Below are 14,481 nucleotides of genomic sequence, written 5' to 3'. Positions count from 1 at the left end.
TTCACTGGATCGATTTTTTAACGGTCTCACCTCATCAGGCTCATAACCTGAAGGCCGCAGGTTCAAATCCTGCCCCCGCAAACAAAATACCAACAAACCCGTCGCAGCAGCGGCGGGTTTTGGCGTTTAAGGAGGCAAAAAAGCCCCGCTCTACAACACACGAAAGCCGCTCCCACAGTGCGCGCCGGTAACGTCATCGAAGCTTCACGGTCCCGAAATACGATGTTTCAACCGGAGGCACTGATGCTGATTATTCTGGGTGGACTGCCAGCGTCTGGAAAAAGCACGATAGCGCAGGCCCTGGCTGTGCGTATTGGGGCTTGCTATCTTCGTGTGGATACCGTCGAGCAGGCAATTCGTTCTGCTACACCACCGTCGGCAGTGGATGATGTTGGCCCGGCCGGATATGTGACGCTCTATCGGCTGGCTGCAGACAACCTGCGGCTGGGTCACACCGTCATCGTCGATTCCGTGAATGCTATCGAAATCACCCGTCAGGCATTCAGAGATGTTGCGAGAAAAACCGGCAGCAGATGGCTTCAGGTTGAAGTTGTCTGTTCGGATGCCGCGATGCACCGCCTTCGGGCCGAGACGCGAAGATCAACCGTAGAAGGATGGACCCCGCCGAACTGGGAGCAGATACGGAAACGCCGCTTCGAGCCCTGGAAACCCGATTTGCGCGTGGACACGTCCCTCCTGCGGTGGACGAAAGCGTCGCGACGATCATAAAGTCACTTTAACTGGCCGGTGCCGCGCCTTTCCGCCCACGGAACGGGGGAGCGCAGAGAAGCTTACCTGCCGTTTTTCACTTCAGCGACGAGAGGCGCATTCGGAGCAAGTGCGTTGCTGGATGGCGCTGCTTCCGTCGTTTGCGATACACATGCTGCTTCCCCTTGTAGTTCGTGGGCGTCGACATGCATGGGAGGAATTCTTCCTCCAACCTCCGTGGAAATAAAGGATCATCGACATCAGCAGCGTCGACAGCATGGCAGCAGGAAAGCTCACCCAGAGGCATCGGAACCGAGCTGCTCCCGCAGGCCAATGGCGACGCCGAGGCGCACAGGGTACATCGATACGAAAAGAATGATGAGCGGCCAGATGACCTGGCCGTTTGCGCGGACGGTTCCGAAGAGAACCATTGTCACGCCGAAAGCGATGAATCCCCAGGTGGCGATCTGCCCGATGTGCCGACCGATCGCGATGGCCGGGCTTTCAGCGCCGAGGAATATCTGCAAGGCCTGCCGGTCCGCGACAAGCAGCAACAGGACGAGGGCGCCGGTCATCAGCACCGCATAGATCGTTCCGATGCGGGTTATGGAGCTTACGCGATCCCATTTTCCCGCGCCGATATTCTGGGCCGCCATGGCGCTTACCGCAGCGCCCAACGCCATTGCTGGCATCTGCACATAGGTCCAGAGCTGCTGTGTGGCGCCGAAGGCGGCCGTCGTGTCGACACCCTCGCGATTAACCAGCCGCATCATGGTCAGCATCGAGCTCGAGACAACGATCATCTGGATGCCCATGGGCAACCCTTTGACAAAGATCAGGCGCAGCAATTTCCGGTCTGGAACAAGAAGCCACAATTCCCTGCCGCGCAGGCGCAACGGGAGATCGCGGTGGTAGATATAATAAAGCATCGCCGCGAGACTTATATAATTGGCGACAGCCGTCGCCAGCGCGGAACCGGCAATGCCGAGGGAAGGCAGCGGACCCCAACCCAGAATGAAAAACGGGTTGAGAACGACATCGAGAAGCACAGCCATTCCCATGAATATCAGCGGGGTCACGGCGTCGCCGCCGCCGCGCAGTGCCATCATCAGGATCGTCTGCATCAGGATCGCGGGCATGGCGAGAAACGTGACCTGCAGGAACGCGCGTGCCAGCGGCTCTATTGTGTCAGGTGTTCCCAGCAGCGCCAGAACTTTCGGGGCGAGCAACCAGCCGATGGCTGCGACGACGATACTGAGCGGCACGAAGGTACCAACTGTAGTGCCCGCTATCGTGCGTGCCGTCTCGATGTCCCGCCGCCCGAATGCCTGTCCGATCAGGATCGTCGATGCCATGCCGAAACCGAAGACGAAAGCCGTCAGCAGAAACATGACCAGGTTGCCGTTCGTCGTTGCGGCAAGTGCGTATTCCCCCAGCAACTGCCCGATCCAGATCGTATCTATGGAACCATTCGCCGATTGCAATATTGAGGAACCAAGGGTCGGAAGGGCAAAGAGCAGCAGAGCCCGATTTATGGGGGCTGTTGTCAGGTTGATGCTCCGTTTCATAAGACCTCTTGATCGCAGTGATGTTCTGGAGCAACGGTCAGGCCCGCCGTATTCGCGGGCGACTGCCGGGAGTATTCTATTTTGATGTGATGTTGGCAGTTTGTTTGGCGCTCGTAAAGTCACGGAAAAGAGTGCCGAATGCAATGTACAGCGGTTGCTACCGTTTTACAGCAGCCAAGGCGCTGGCGCTACACAAGCTCTGAAAATGCTCTATAGCTGCAACGGTCTTGGCCAAACCTCGACGGGACAACCCGTCAAGGCTTGGTTCTCTACATTTGGCTGGTGCGTCATGGTTTTTGCTCGCGTTTACTCGTCCAATCCGGTCGAAACATAGCAAGCGTCCCATGGTTCTCTTTGGTGTACGGGCTGTTCCAGCTCGCCGCCACTATCGGGGCATTTCGCTTACATCCAGGGGAGCTGATGTTGAGGCTGATGTGCAATCCGGCGTAATATTTCATCGCTGCTTTCTGCAGGTCTTCCGTAATGACGCGGATGATCTCACCAGCCGAAGGGAGCAGCAATCTTATCTATGTGATCAATTCCAGTTTCATGAACCTGCTCCGACGAACAATCCCCCGAATGCTCGCCGGCAGTGGCCTTCCCGACGGCAAGTTCCTCCGCGCCAACGCCTGGATCAGGCAATAGCCGCGATTTCATTACCCTGAAGGAGGTGTGTGACCTGCAAACCTTGGCCGATGTTGATCCAATTCGGTTGCCAGATATCGTTCTTGAGCGATCTGACATAAACGGTATTTGAGAAATCAGTTACAACGAGATCGACGGTTCCGTCGGCGTGGATGGTTGCGGCGGGCTGACAAATGGCCTTGATGCCATCCAATTCTTCCCAGCCGTTCCAATTGACCATATAGCGAACCTTGCCATGAATAACGGTCCCGTCTGGCTTGACGCCGAACAGGTCAAGATTGGCGCCGGAGGCGACTGCAACCGGCTTCTGCAATACTGGCCCTGTAAGCTTTATGCCTGTTACCCAACTTCCGTTTTGGAAGAAGGAGTAATGAACACAATTGTCCACTCCGAGACCGAATACACACAAAATATGATTTTGGTCTTGAGTTCTGTATACCGCAGTTGGATCTGTAACAAGTTGATCTCCCACCTTAGACCAGTCGCTCCAGGCGCCCCCAGAGGTGCAGTAGCTATGATAGAATGACCCGTCCGGCCACCGACAGACTGCATCAGACTGAGTAGGAAGGGCGGCAACGGCGGGAGTGCCATATGCGTTGCCTCCGATAGACGTATCATTCCAGGTTTGGGCTGCGTCTGTAGTCTGGAGAACGCGCACCTCACCATTTGCGGCTCTCGACAGTAATTGGTAAGTAGTCCCGTTGTTACGCGCAACCACCGGCGCGGAATACCAGTTTTCCGCGATTGGCGTCCACTTTGTCCAACCAATGTCGCCAGTTTCTGTCGTATCGCTCTGACTGATACATAGATTATTGTCGCGGTTCACCGCAAACGCCAGCAGAATGTTGGGCTGCGGGCCCACTATAGCAACCGGAACTGAAACGAGACCGTCTGTTGGCTGGGACCAATTGGTCACTTGCCAGTCTGGAACCTGCCAACCGGTGCCCGAATCGAATGTGTGGCCGCCGGTGCCGTCGGCACGAACACCAAAAACGTGCAGGTTTGATTGATCGGCGCTGTGCGCTACGATTGTCACATTTGACATCGCATTCTCCTTGTTCTCTTCTGATTCTTGCTCGTCACGGGCCTGTGCGTGTAATACCCAACCACCGTATTGCGTGGCTACGAGAAGCGGTACTGTCAGACGCTGCAGTTAGGATCGGTTTGCGTCTGGAAATGCGCAAAGACAAAAGGATGGAGTGGTCCCAGGTCCTGCCGTTTTTCATTCGAGGGCCTATATCAGCGTCTTATGACGGTGACTCATTTCTCACTTCCGCTTGGGCAGATTTCGTGATTGCTCTCAGGAGAATTGTTGGGACGAGCAGTGGCATTGCGGCATGATTTTGCGGCATGATTTTCGCAAGTTTACAAGTCATCACAAGGATGTGGCCTGTACGCATCGCTTTCTGCCTTGTCGCTGATCTGTGACGGCGAAAGCCACAGCGTTGCGGCTCGTTTCGGCGATGTCGATCTTTAGATTGTCCGAGACCGGGCAGTATACCATTTCCATCACCCAAAAGATTGCTAATATGAAGTTGGAGCATGGAGGGGCTCGGTCCATGAAAGGTCTGGCAGATACATTTGCGCCGGGTGCAGGCGAAAATGATAGCGATCCGCGCCCCGCTGAAGGGTCCCGTCCGCTGTCATCGACAGAGCCGGCCGACTGTTCCCCGACAGGCACGGATCAGCTCGACTGGCTCGTCGCGATGATCAATCACGTGCCGGATTTCATCTATGCCAAGGACCTGCAAGGGCGGTTCCTGTTTGCCAATGATGCGGTGGTCCGCAACAACGGCCTCTCGAACATCGATGAACTCATCGGATTGACGGACGTCGATATTCACGGGGAAGCTGCTATCACCGCGCGCATTTGCGAAATCGAGCAGCGGGTTATGGAAAGCGGACAACCTGATCTCGGTTATGAGGAACGCGCCATGCGGGGCGGAGCGGACCGCTGGCTGATGATATCGCGGGTGCCTTTGCGCGACAGAAACGGCAATATCATCGGTGTCGTCGGGGTGTCCCGCGACATTTCCATCAAGAAAAGGGCTGAACGCTTCATGCAGGTTCAGGCCCGCATTCTGGAAATGACGGTGGGCGCGGTTGCCATGCCCGAATTCGTGGGTCAGTTGACATTGCTTCTGGAAGGGCTCGCTGCCGGCATCCGCTGTGTCGCGGTCGTGACCGGCGATGCGGATGATATTATCATTTCAGCCCCCTCGCTGCCTTTTCTGGCGACCGGTTTGAGGCGGGAGCCGGAGCCGCTGTCTCCGGCACGCATCGAAGCTGCGCTGAAAGCGCTTTCTCCCGACGGCAAAGCCATCTTCTCCATGGAGATTCCATCCGCAGACGGTGCGGGGCACGGCGTGCTTGGCTTCATGACGGATGGCGAGGCTTCTGATGATCGCGGTCTCCGCGAGTTTCTGGCTACCGCTGCAGGGATGACCGGAATTGCCATCGACCGGCGCATCGCCGATGAGCGCATCCGTTATCTGGCCGAACACGACGCGTTGACCGGGCTTGCGAACCGGGCTTTTCTGGAACGGCAACTGGAACACATACTTGGCGAGGCTTCCGCTCATTCCCGGAAAGTGGCTGTCGGCTTTGTCGATCTCGACCAGTTCAAGCAGGTCAACGATACGCTCGGGCACGCTGCTGGAGACAGGCTCCTGCAGCAGATCGCCGGGCGAATTCTACTGTTGCTGCGCGAGGGCGAACTTGCTGGCCGCATGGGAGGCGATGAATTCATTCTCGTTCTGAAGGCAGACGATGATGATTTCTGCACGCGGCTGGACGAGATAAGACGCAGGATATGCGAGCCGGTCGAGCTGGGCACGACATTTCTGGAGGTCACATGCAGCATCGGCGTGGCCTGTTTTCCCGGAAATGGCCGGTCGGCGACGGAACTGTTCGCTGCCGCGGATACCGCCATGTATGACGCGAAGGCGAGCGGCCGCAACAGCGTCAGCCTCTGTTCCCGCGAAGTGCCGCATGGGGCTCCGGCTGAGGCCGAAAGGCCATGAGCGCAGCCTGATGTTCAACGGATCCTTGCATTGACGAAAACGTCATAGCGCGTGCTCTTGCCGAGGATCTGGTGTGACGGTTTGCGCAATCCGGCCATCGGTTCTGCGCGTAGCGGCCACTTCAGCACCACGCGATATTGCGCAGCTTCCAGCGCCACCTGCATCAGCCTTTCGGCATCCGGATCGGTGCCGACGATCTCGCGAATCTGGCGCATTTCCTTTTTGACGAGCGCGCTGTTGCCACGCGGCGGGTGCATCGGGTCAACCAGCACCACCTGCGGCTTCAGTTCGGGCAGAAGCAGGCAGGAATCGCCGTGCAGAAGCGTCATGCGCGCCACGGTTTCGGCATAGCGGCCGCCTTCTGCGGCGGCGCGCGCCAGTCCGTCCGCGAGAAGCCCATGCATCTTTTCCGAACGCTCGATCAAGGTCACCTTGGCGCCGAGGGAGGCCAGCAGAAAGGCATCGCGCCCGAGACCGGCCGTCGCATCGACGATTTCCGGCGTGGCGTCGCTCGTCAGTCCGGCGGCCTTGGCGAGGGGCTGGCCGCGTCCTTCGCCGGAGCGGAACCGGTGGCCGACAGCGCCGCCGACGAAATCAACGACCAGTTCCGATGTATCGATTTTCTGCGACATGAATGCTCTCAGAACGGGCAGGGCGCGGTGAAGGTCACGGCGCTGCCATCGGGGTGCCGGAAAGACAGCTCTTCCGCATGCAGCAGCAGCCGGTCCGCGGCGGCAAGCGCTTCACCTTCGGCGTAAAATTCGTCGCCGAGGATCACATGGCCAAGCGCTTTCATATGCACCCGCAGCTGGTGCGTGCGGCCTGTCAGGGGAAAAAGCCGCAGCCGGGTTGCGTTCTCGCCCCGATCCAGCACCTGCCAGCGCGTCTGGGCGGGCTTGCCGTGAGCGTGATCGACACGATGACGCGGCTTGTTGTCGGGGTCTATCGCCAGGGGCAGGTCGATCAGGCCTTCGTCTTCTTCAACGCATCCCCAGACCACCGCTACATAGGATTTTTGCGTCGTGCGCGCTTCGAACTGCGCAGCGATGGCGGCATGCGCCTTGCGGTCGAGCGACATCAACACGATGCCCGACGTATCCTTGTCCAGACGGTTGATCATCTGCGCGTGCGGAAATTGTTCCTGAACGCGCGTTGCGAGACTGTCAGACAGGGCGGGATGGCGTCCCGGCACGGACAACAAGCCGCTCGGCTTGTCCAGCACGAGAAAGCCCGCATCGCGATGCAGGATTGAGACATAGGGCTCCAGCGGGGGATGATAAATGGGCGCAACGGCGGATAACACACTCATGATGCTCTTCTAGCATGGTTTTCGCCATGCGGAGAAGCACGCGCTCATTTCTGCGGCGGCAAATGACAAATAATATTCACCGGAGGGATATTGTTCATGCAGGGAAATAAATGGCGGAGAGGGAGGGATTCGAACCCCCGATGGAGTTGCCCCCATGCCGCATTTCGAGTGCGGTGCTTTCAACCACTCAGCCACCTCTCCGCGTTGTGCAGCACTGTAAAACGACCCTTGCGGAATCGCACAGTAACAAGCATCAATGACGAATGCCGAGCGTGCAGCGGCTCAATAACGGGCCAGCGCCGATTAGACAAGAGCTAATTTGCATTCCGCTGTGAAAATTCTTGACTTTTCTGCCGCTTCGCACCTATAAGCACCAGACCTTGGGCGTGGGGCAATCCGCGCCTATTGTTTTGATTGCAGATTTCGGGCTTTTCCGGGCTGTATTCAAGGGCCAGAAGCCCGCTCATCAACCGACTGATAAAAAGACGGCCCATCGCTTCGACGCCAATGTCGTGGAATGAGAGCCGGACCGAACAACCGAAAGGACAACAAATGTTCGCAGTCATCAAGACCGGTGGCAAGCAGTATCGCGTTGCCGCAAACGACCTCATCAAGGTCGAAAAAGTTGCTGGCGAAGCCGGTGACATCGTAGAATTCGCAGAAGTCCTGATGGTCGGCACGACCATTGGCGCCCCGACCGTCGCCGGTGCTCTCGTCACCGCCGAAGTCGTTGAACAGGGCCGTGCCCGCAAGGTCATCGCGTTCAAGAAGCGTCGCCGTCAGAACTCGAAGCGCACCCGCGGTCATCGTCAGGAACTGACGACCATCCGCATCTCGGAAATCCTCACCGACGGCGCGAAGCCTTCCAAGAAGGCCGCCGAGAAGAAGGCTCCGAAGGCAGACGCCGCCGAAGGCGAAGCCGCAAAGCCGAAGAAGGCAGCGCCCAAGAAGGCCGCAGCCAAGGCCGCAACGGCTGAGTAAACAGAGAGATTAAAGGAGAACACCAATGGCACACAAAAAAGCTGGCGGTTCCTCGCGTAACGGTCGCGATTCAGAATCCAAACGCCTTGGCGTGAAGAAGTTCGGCGGCGAAGCTGTGCTCGCTGGCAACATCATCGTGCGCCAACGCGGCACGAAGTGGCATCCGGGCGCCAATGTCGGCCTCGGCAAGGACCACACGATTTTTGCAACCGTAAACGGCTCCGTGTCTTTCCGCACGAAAGCCAACGGTCGCACGTACGTGTCGGTTAACCCGATCGCGGAAGCAGCAGAGTAAGCCGGGCACTCTCTAAAGCACCGGCGTCCCATCGGACCCGGTGTAAATGGCAGCCTAGCCAAAAGATCGAAGGGAAGATGGGGCCACCCATCTTCCCTTTTTGCATTTGAGCGCATCCGAAAAGTGCGAAGCGGTTTTCAAACAAGATGCGCAAAAAATGAAACGCTCTGGAGGAACGAAAAATGGTTGTCGAAGTTCTGGAAGAAGATTGTTACGACGCAAGCAGTAGCGAAAGAAGAGACAGTTACACCGATCTGTCGCCCGGCGCGGCAGGTGAAACAGGCCCCGATCTGAGCGCAGATCTGGCCTACGAGTTGGATTGTCCCGTCCTCGTCACTGAAAGGCTGGTGCTGCGCCCGCCGCATGTCGAAGACGTGGATGCGATTTCCTATCTTGCCAACAACGCCCGCGTCTCCAGTATGCTTGCCCGTATGCCGCATCCATACACGCGTGAAAACGCCGTCGATTTTGTCGAACGCGTGCGAAAAGGCGAGATGGGCAATTGCATCTACGCGATCACGCAAGCGGAAACCGGCATCTTTATGGGTTGCTGCGGCATCCATGCGCATAAGCATGGTGAGGGGCTGGAAATCGGTTACTGGCTGGGCGAACCCTATTGGGGTCACGGCTTTGCCACCGAGGCCGCGCACGCCCTGATCGATCTGGCCTTCCGTGCAACGGAAATTGAGCGGCTGCATGTCTCGTGCCGGGCCAGCAATGGCGGCTCGCGCCGGGTGATCCACAAGTGCGGGTTCCAGTTCAGCAGCATGGGCATGGCGGACTCGCTTGCCGCAGGCAATGTGCCGGTCGAGCGCTATGTCCTCGACCGTCGCACCTGGATCGGGCTGAGAAGCTGGCAGTCGTAAGATAACAATGGTCCTGCGCGAAGCCTTACCGGCTTGCGCAGGACCGATAATCATCGGGGAATGAAATGATGGATACGCACGCAATCGCCCGCGACAGGATCGTGGTGCGCGCGCTCGAAAAGGGCGACCTGCACCGCTATCGGGCCATAAGACTAAGCGGTTTGCAACTTGCGCCGATGGCTTTCGGTTCGAGTTTTGAAGAAGAAAACGCCTATTCGGACAGCGTCTTCGCGCGCCGTCTGGAACAGGTGAACGGCAATGTGGTCTTCGGGGCCTTCGATGGCGAAAACCTGCTGGGAACGGCAGGCATGTTCCGCCATGATCGCCGGTCCGAGCGCCATCGCGGCACGCTGTGGGGCGTCTATGTGGCCCCAGAAGCGCGCGGGCTGGAACTCGGCAAGGCTCTGGTCGGCAAGGTCATCGACCATGCGGCAACGCAGGTCGTCGTTCTGGATGCCAAGGTGGTGGCGACGAACGAAGCCGCCAAACGCGTCTATTATGCGCTTGGCTTCAAGACTTATGGCGTCGAACCCAAGTCGCTTTACGTTCAGGGCCAGTATCGGGATCAGGAATTGATCTATATCGATTTCACCGATCCTGACTGGAACTCGAAATAGGACAGAAACCGGCTTCCTCGACTGTTTGCAGGAAGCCGGTTTTGCTGTAATTGCAACACACCACAGGCGGGCGCGCTCGCGTGTAACGATATTCAGGGCGCCCGACGCCCAAAAGCCTGCCGGAGTGCGGGCGTCCAAGAAGGTTACGTTCAAATGAAGTTTCTCGATCAGGCCAAGATCTATATCCGCTCCGGCAATGGCGGGGCAGGGGCCGTTTCGTTCCGCCGCGAGAAATTTCTTGAGTTCGGCGGTCCGGACGGCGGTGATGGCGGGCGCGGCGGCGATGTTTGGGTGGAGGCCGTCGACGGCCTCAACACGCTGATCGATTACCGCTACCAGCAGCATTTCCGGGCCAAGACCGGCATGCACGGCATGGGCCGCAACATGACCGGCGGCAAGGGCGACGACGTGGTCCTCAAGGTGCCGGTCGGCACGCAGATTTTCGAGGAAGACGACGAAACGCTGATCTGCGACATCACCGAAATCGGCCAGCGCTATCGTCTCGCCAAGGGCGGCAATGGCGGTTTCGGCAACCTGCATTTCACGACCTCGACCAACCGCGCGCCGCGCCGCGCCAATCCCGGACAGGAAGGCATCGAGCGCACCATCTGGCTGCGCCTGAAACTGATTGCCGATGCCGGTCTGGTCGGCCTGCCCAATGCCGGAAAGTCCACTTTCCTCGCAAGCGTGACAGCGGCAAAGCCGAAGATTGCCGATTATCCTTTCACCACGCTGCACCCCAATCTGGGCGTGGCGCGTGTGGACGGGCGCGAATTCGTCATCGCCGATATTCCGGGCCTGATCGAAGGGGCGAGCGAAGGCGTCGGCCTTGGCGACCGCTTCCTCGGCCATGTCGAGCGCACGCGTGTTCTCCTGCATCTGGTTTCGGCGCAGGAAGAGGATGTGGCGAAGGCCTATAAGGTCATTCGCAGCGAGCTGGAAGCCTATGAGCACGGTCTTGCCGACAAGCCGGAAATCGTGGCGCTGTCGCAGATCGATACACTCGATCCGGAAGCGCGCAAGGCCAAGGTCAAGGCGCTGAAAAAGGCATGCGGGCGCGATCCGCTGCTGCTTTCGGCGGTCAGCCATGAAGGTTTGAACGATGCGTTGCGCCAGCTCGCTGCCGTCATTGACCAGAGCCGCGCCGCAGAGGCCGGTACGGCGCAGGCCGAAGACTAAGGTTTTATGCGGCGAGGGGATGAGACATGCTGAAGAAACTGAAAGATTATCGCCGCATCGTTGTCAAAATCGGGTCCGCCCTGCTGGTGGATCGCGCAAGCGGCCTCAAGCGCGACTGGCTGGAAAGCCTGGGCCAGGATATTGCAGCGCTTCATCATGCAGGTGTCGAGGTGCTGGTGGTTTCTTCCGGCGCGATTGCGCTGGGCCGCACGGTTCTGGGCCTGCCGAAAAAGGCGCTGAAGCTTGAGGAAAGCCAGGCCGCTGCCGCTGCCGGCCAGATCGCGCTCGCCAAGGCCTATGCGGATGTGCTCGGCGGACATTCCATCCGTTCCGGCCAGATTCTGGTCACGCTTTCCGATACCGAGGAGCGCCGCCGCTATCTCAATGCGCGCGCGACCATCGAGACGCTTTTGAAGCTGAAGGCCGTGCCGGTCATCAACGAGAACGATACGGTGGCAACCACCGAAATCCGCTATGGCGACAATGATCGTCTGGCCGCGCGCGTGGCGACGATGATGGGCGCGGATCTTCTGGTTCTGCTCTCCGACATTGACGGGCTTTATACGGCCCCGCCACACAAGAACCCGGATGCGGAGTTTCTACCGCTGGTCGAAACCATCACGCCGCAGATCGAGGCGATGGCGGGCGCGGCTGCATCCGAATTGTCGCGCGGCGGCATGAAGACGAAGCTCGACGCGGGCAAGATCGCCAATGCGGCAGGGACTGCGATGATCATCACGTCGGGCACGCGGTTCGGCCCGCTTTCGGCCATTGATCGCGGGGAACGCGCAACGCTGTTTGAACCGGCGCGTGCACCCGTCAATGCGTGGAAGACGTGGATTTCCGGCAATCTGGAACCGGCGGGCCGGTTGACGGTGGATGCCGGTGCGGCCAAGGCGCTCAAATCCGGCAAGTCGCTTCTGCCTGCGGGTGTGAAGGAAATCGACGGTCAATTCGAGCGCGGCGATACGGTCGCCGTGATGAACGAGGACGGGCGCGAAATCGCGCGCGGACTGATCGCTTACGATGCCGAGGATGCGCGCAAGATCGCCGGGCATAAAAGCGATGAGATCAGTGAAATTCTTGGCTATGATGCGCGCGCGGCGATGATCCATCGCAACGATCTGGTCGTGCGTGCGGCCAGCGACGCGGAAGCGGTGTAGGGGGAGAGGACATGCTGACCAAGGCAGATACGGCAAATGACATTGCTGCCGTGATGGCGGAAGTGGGGCGCAAGGCGCGCGCCGCCGCCGCACCCCTTGCCATCGCCACCACCGAGCAGAAGAACAAGGCGCTGATTGCCGCCGCCGATGCGATGCTGGCAGCGCGGGCCGATATTCTCGAAGCCAACAGGCTTGATCTTGCCAACGCTGAAAAGAACGGCATGGCGGCATCCTTCATCGACCGCCTGACGCTCGATGACAGCCGCATCAATGCCATCGCTGATGGCATTCGCGCCATCGCAGCGCTCACTGATCCGGTGGGCGAAGTGATTGCCGAATGGGACCGTCCGAACGGGCTTCATATCGAGCGCGTGCGCACGCCGCTTGGCGTGATCGGCGTCATTTATGAAAGCCGCCCCAATGTGACGGCCGATGCCGGTGCGCTCTGCCTCAAGGCGGGCAATGCCGTCATCCTGCGCGGCGGCTCGGATTCGGCGCATTCTTCGGCGGCCATTCACAAGGCGCTGGTCAAAGGGCTTGAAGCGGCAAACCTGCCTGCCGATGCGATCCAGATCGTGCCGGTGACCGACCGCGCCGCTGTCGGCGAAATGCTGAAGGGTCTCAATGGTGCGATTGACGTGATCGTGCCTCGTGGTGGAAAAAGCCTTGTGGCGCGGGTCCAGTCGGAAGCGCGGGTGCCGGTCTTCGCGCATCTGGAAGGCATCTGCCATCTTTATATAGATGCCTCTGCCGATCTCGACATGGCCCGCAAGATCGCGGTCAATGCCAAGATGCGGCGCACCGGCATTTGCGGTGCGGCGGAAACGCTGCTGGTGGATCGCGCCGTGGCTGCGACGCATCTGGCGCCGATCCTCGATGGCCTTGCCGCCAAGGGCTGTGAAATTCGCGCCAGCGCGGACGTGCTGGCGTTCTATCCGGCGGCAAAACCGGCCACGCAAGAAGACTGGTCGACCGAATATCTCGATGCGATCATTTCCGTTGCGCTGGTCGACGGGATTTCAGGCGCGATTGACCATATCAACCGCTATTCGTCGCATCACACCGAAGCCATCGTGGCGGAAGATGCGGCAGCGGTGGCGCGTTTCTTCAACGAGATCGACTCGGCCATTCTGCTGCACAATGCCTCGACGCAATTTGCCGATGGCGGCGAGTTCGGCATGGGGGCGGAAATCGGCATCGCCACCGGCAAGATGCATGCGCGCGGACCCGTTGGCGTAGAGCAGCTCACCTCGTTCAAATATCGCGTGCGCGGCAGCGGTCAGGTTCGTGGTTAGTCTCGGATGAAGTTCGGCTTCGGACTTTCCGCATTGAAGGAAAAATATCCTGGTGTGAGTGCGCATTATCTGCGCATGCCCCATGTCGAAAAGGGCATGGCGGTGGGGCTGTTCGGGGGCTCGTTCAACCCGCCGCATGGCGGTCATGCGCTGGTGGCGGAAATCGCCATCCGGCGGCTGAAGCTCGACCAGCTCTGGTGGATGGTGACGCCCGGCAATCCGCTGAAGGACAGCCGCGAACTGGCGCCGCTCGCTGACCGGCTGAAGCTGAGCGAGGCAGTGGCCGAAGACCCGCGCATCAAGGTGACGGCGCTGGAAGCGGCCTTCAATGTCCGCTACACGGCGGATACACTGGCGCTTATCCGCGACGCCAATCCCGGCGTCCATTTCGTCTGGGTGATGGGGGCTGACAATCTCGCCTCCTTCCATCGCTGGCAGCGCTGGCGTGAGATTGCGCAGAATTTTCCGATTGCTGTCATTGATCGGCCGGGCTCGACGCTCGCCTATCTGTCGTCGCGCATGGCGCAGACATTCTCCGACAGCCGGATCGATGAACAATATGCCCCCATGCTGGCGCGGCGCACCCCTCCGGCCTGGACCTTCATCCATGGGCCGCGTTCGTCGCTTTCCTCCACCGCCATCCGCAAAACCCGTACCGCATCTTGATGGTTTCATGACAATTCCTGCAAGATATGGGTATAGCGGGCAAAGAAACTGAAAAAGTGAACGGGCTGGAAAAGCCGGCGCTCTTGAAACAAAACAGGGACTCTGCCTATTTTAGGGAGTGTGGTGCTTATAACTGCCACACTGCGTTGTTCCGTTGAGAAAGGGA

General features: G+C 59.0%; 16 protein-coding genes and 1 tRNA gene. 12 read left to right on the top strand and 5 right to left on the bottom strand.

Annotation, left to right across the window (positions count from 1 at the left end; genetic code table 11):
* Together J9800_RS20945 and J9800_RS20940 are read left to right on the top strand one after the other, a co-directional pair.
* Nucleotides 1-191 (top strand): hypothetical protein (locus J9800_RS20945; protein ID WP_210845921.1); only part of this gene is annotated, 191 nt, incomplete at its 5' end.
* Between the two features lie 52 nt (nt 192-243).
* Nucleotides 244-729 carry a P-loop nucleotide/nucleoside kinase family protein gene (locus J9800_RS20940; protein WP_114217002.1) on the top strand — a complete coding sequence of 162 codons (486 nt, stop codon included), beginning with the start codon at nt 244-246 and terminating at the stop codon, nt 727-729.
* A 272-nt stretch (nt 730-1,001) separates the two neighbouring features.
* Here J9800_RS20940 and J9800_RS20935 read toward each other — a convergent pair whose 3' ends face one another.
* Nucleotides 1,002-2,276: an MATE family efflux transporter gene (locus tag J9800_RS20935; protein ID WP_286167635.1), complete on the bottom strand. Its 1,275-nt coding sequence runs from the start codon at nt 2,274-2,276 to the stop codon at nt 1,002-1,004.
* 634 nt (nt 2,277-2,910) lie between these two features.
* Entirely contained in the window at nt 2,911-3,966 is a 1,056-nt protein-coding gene (locus J9800_RS20930; RefSeq protein ID WP_162792702.1) for a DUF8189 domain-containing protein, read from the bottom strand.
* Nucleotides 3,967-4,480: 514 nt separating this feature from the next.
* Here J9800_RS20930 and J9800_RS20925 point away from each other — a divergent pair.
* Nucleotides 4,481-5,944: a GGDEF domain-containing protein gene (locus tag J9800_RS20925; protein WP_114216981.1), complete on the top strand. Its 1,464-nt coding sequence runs from the start codon at nt 4,481-4,483 to the stop codon at nt 5,942-5,944.
* 14 nt (nt 5,945-5,958) lie between these two features.
* Here J9800_RS20925 and J9800_RS20920 read toward each other — a convergent pair whose 3' ends face one another.
* From J9800_RS20920 to J9800_RS20910, 3 genes are all read right to left on the bottom strand, one after another.
* Nucleotides 5,959-6,576 (bottom strand): class I SAM-dependent methyltransferase, encoded by a 618-nt coding sequence (locus J9800_RS20920; RefSeq protein WP_114216980.1) that lies wholly within the window; start codon nt 6,574-6,576, stop codon nt 5,959-5,961.
* An 8-nt stretch (nt 6,577-6,584) separates the two neighbouring features.
* Nucleotides 6,585-7,253, bottom strand: coding sequence for a pseudouridine synthase (locus J9800_RS20915; protein ID WP_114216979.1), 669 nt, complete (start codon nt 7,251-7,253; stop codon nt 6,585-6,587).
* A gap of 111 nt (nt 7,254-7,364) precedes the next feature.
* Nucleotides 7,365-7,454: transfer RNA gene (locus J9800_RS20910), tRNA-Ser, on the bottom strand.
* A gap of 140 nt (nt 7,455-7,594) precedes the next feature.
* Here J9800_RS20910 and J9800_RS20905 point away from each other — a divergent pair.
* The 9 genes from J9800_RS20905 to J9800_RS20865 all read left to right on the top strand — a co-directional run bounded on the left by J9800_RS20905 (nt 7,595) and on the right by J9800_RS20865 (nt 14,315).
* Nucleotides 7,595-7,774 (top strand): hypothetical protein, encoded by a 180-nt coding sequence (locus J9800_RS20905; protein WP_112592964.1) that lies wholly within the window; start codon nt 7,595-7,597, stop codon nt 7,772-7,774.
* Nucleotides 7,775-7,805: 31 nt separating this feature from the next.
* On the top strand, nt 7,806-8,234 hold the full coding sequence (rplU, locus tag J9800_RS20900) for a 50S ribosomal protein L21 (RefSeq protein WP_112592965.1): 429 nt from the start codon (nt 7,806-7,808) through the stop codon (nt 8,232-8,234).
* A 25-nt stretch (nt 8,235-8,259) separates the two neighbouring features.
* A complete protein-coding gene (gene rpmA / locus J9800_RS20895; protein WP_002964927.1) occupies nt 8,260-8,529 on the top strand; it encodes a 50S ribosomal protein L27 in 270 nt (89 codons plus the stop codon).
* A 182-nt stretch (nt 8,530-8,711) separates the two neighbouring features.
* Nucleotides 8,712-9,395 carry a GNAT family N-acetyltransferase gene (locus J9800_RS20890; protein ID WP_114216978.1) on the top strand — a complete coding sequence of 228 codons (684 nt, stop codon included), beginning with the start codon at nt 8,712-8,714 and terminating at the stop codon, nt 9,393-9,395.
* 65 nt (nt 9,396-9,460) lie between these two features.
* Nucleotides 9,461-10,012, top strand: a complete 552-nt coding sequence (locus J9800_RS20885; protein ID WP_114216977.1) for a GNAT family N-acetyltransferase — start codon at nt 9,461-9,463, stop codon at nt 10,010-10,012.
* A gap of 153 nt (nt 10,013-10,165) precedes the next feature.
* Complete coding sequence (gene obgE, locus J9800_RS20880; RefSeq protein WP_114216976.1) at nt 10,166-11,191, top strand: GTPase ObgE; 1,026 nt, start codon at nt 10,166-10,168, stop codon at nt 11,189-11,191.
* Between the two features lie 26 nt (nt 11,192-11,217).
* Nucleotides 11,218-12,354, top strand: a complete 1,137-nt coding sequence (proB, locus tag J9800_RS20875; protein WP_114216975.1) for a glutamate 5-kinase — start codon at nt 11,218-11,220, stop codon at nt 12,352-12,354.
* Nucleotides 12,355-12,365: 11 nt separating this feature from the next.
* Nucleotides 12,366-13,649: a glutamate-5-semialdehyde dehydrogenase gene (locus tag J9800_RS20870; protein WP_114216974.1), complete on the top strand. Its 1,284-nt coding sequence runs from the start codon at nt 12,366-12,368 to the stop codon at nt 13,647-13,649.
* Between the two features lie 6 nt (nt 13,650-13,655).
* A complete protein-coding gene (locus tag J9800_RS20865; protein WP_114216973.1) occupies nt 13,656-14,315 on the top strand; it encodes a nicotinate-nucleotide adenylyltransferase in 660 nt (219 codons plus the stop codon).
* Nucleotides 14,316-14,481: the final 166 nt, after the last annotated feature.

This window comes from Ochrobactrum sp. AP1BH01-1 (assembly GCF_018066705.1).
Lineage (GTDB): Bacteria > Pseudomonadota > Alphaproteobacteria > Rhizobiales > Rhizobiaceae > Brucella.
This window is presented reverse-complemented; position numbering and strand designations above follow the sequence as displayed.

Bases quoted from the DNA above. Each gene is read 5' to 3' on its own strand.
- obgE (WP_114216976.1), top strand. From the start codon at position 10,166: ATGAAGTTTCTCGATCAGGCCAAGATCTATATCCGCTCCGGCAATGGC.
- J9800_RS20925 (WP_114216981.1), top strand. From the start codon at position 4,481: ATGAAAGGTCTGGCAGATACATTTGCGCCGGGTGCAGGCGAAAATGAT.
- J9800_RS20930 (WP_162792702.1), bottom strand. From the start codon at position 3,966: ATGTCAAATGTGACAATCGTAGCGCACAGCGCCGATCAATCAAACCTG.
- J9800_RS20870 (WP_114216974.1), top strand. From the start codon at position 12,366: ATGCTGACCAAGGCAGATACGGCAAATGACATTGCTGCCGTGATGGCG.
- J9800_RS20935 (WP_286167635.1), bottom strand. From the start codon at position 2,276: ATGAAACGGAGCATCAACCTGACAACAGCCCCCATAAATCGGGCTCTG.
- J9800_RS20915 (WP_114216979.1), bottom strand. From the start codon at position 7,253: ATGAGTGTGTTATCCGCCGTTGCGCCCATTTATCATCCCCCGCTGGAG.
- rplU (WP_112592965.1), top strand. From the start codon at position 7,806: ATGTTCGCAGTCATCAAGACCGGTGGCAAGCAGTATCGCGTTGCCGCA.
- J9800_RS20885 (WP_114216977.1), top strand. From the start codon at position 9,461: ATGATGGATACGCACGCAATCGCCCGCGACAGGATCGTGGTGCGCGCG.
- J9800_RS20890 (WP_114216978.1), top strand. From the start codon at position 8,712: ATGGTTGTCGAAGTTCTGGAAGAAGATTGTTACGACGCAAGCAGTAGC.
- rpmA (WP_002964927.1), top strand. From the start codon at position 8,260: ATGGCACACAAAAAAGCTGGCGGTTCCTCGCGTAACGGTCGCGATTCA.
- J9800_RS20940 (WP_114217002.1), top strand. From the start codon at position 244: ATGCTGATTATTCTGGGTGGACTGCCAGCGTCTGGAAAAAGCACGATA.
- J9800_RS20920 (WP_114216980.1), bottom strand. From the start codon at position 6,576: ATGTCGCAGAAAATCGATACATCGGAACTGGTCGTTGATTTCGTCGGC.
- J9800_RS20865 (WP_114216973.1), top strand. From the start codon at position 13,656: ATGAAGTTCGGCTTCGGACTTTCCGCATTGAAGGAAAAATATCCTGGT.
- proB (WP_114216975.1), top strand. From the start codon at position 11,218: ATGCTGAAGAAACTGAAAGATTATCGCCGCATCGTTGTCAAAATCGGG.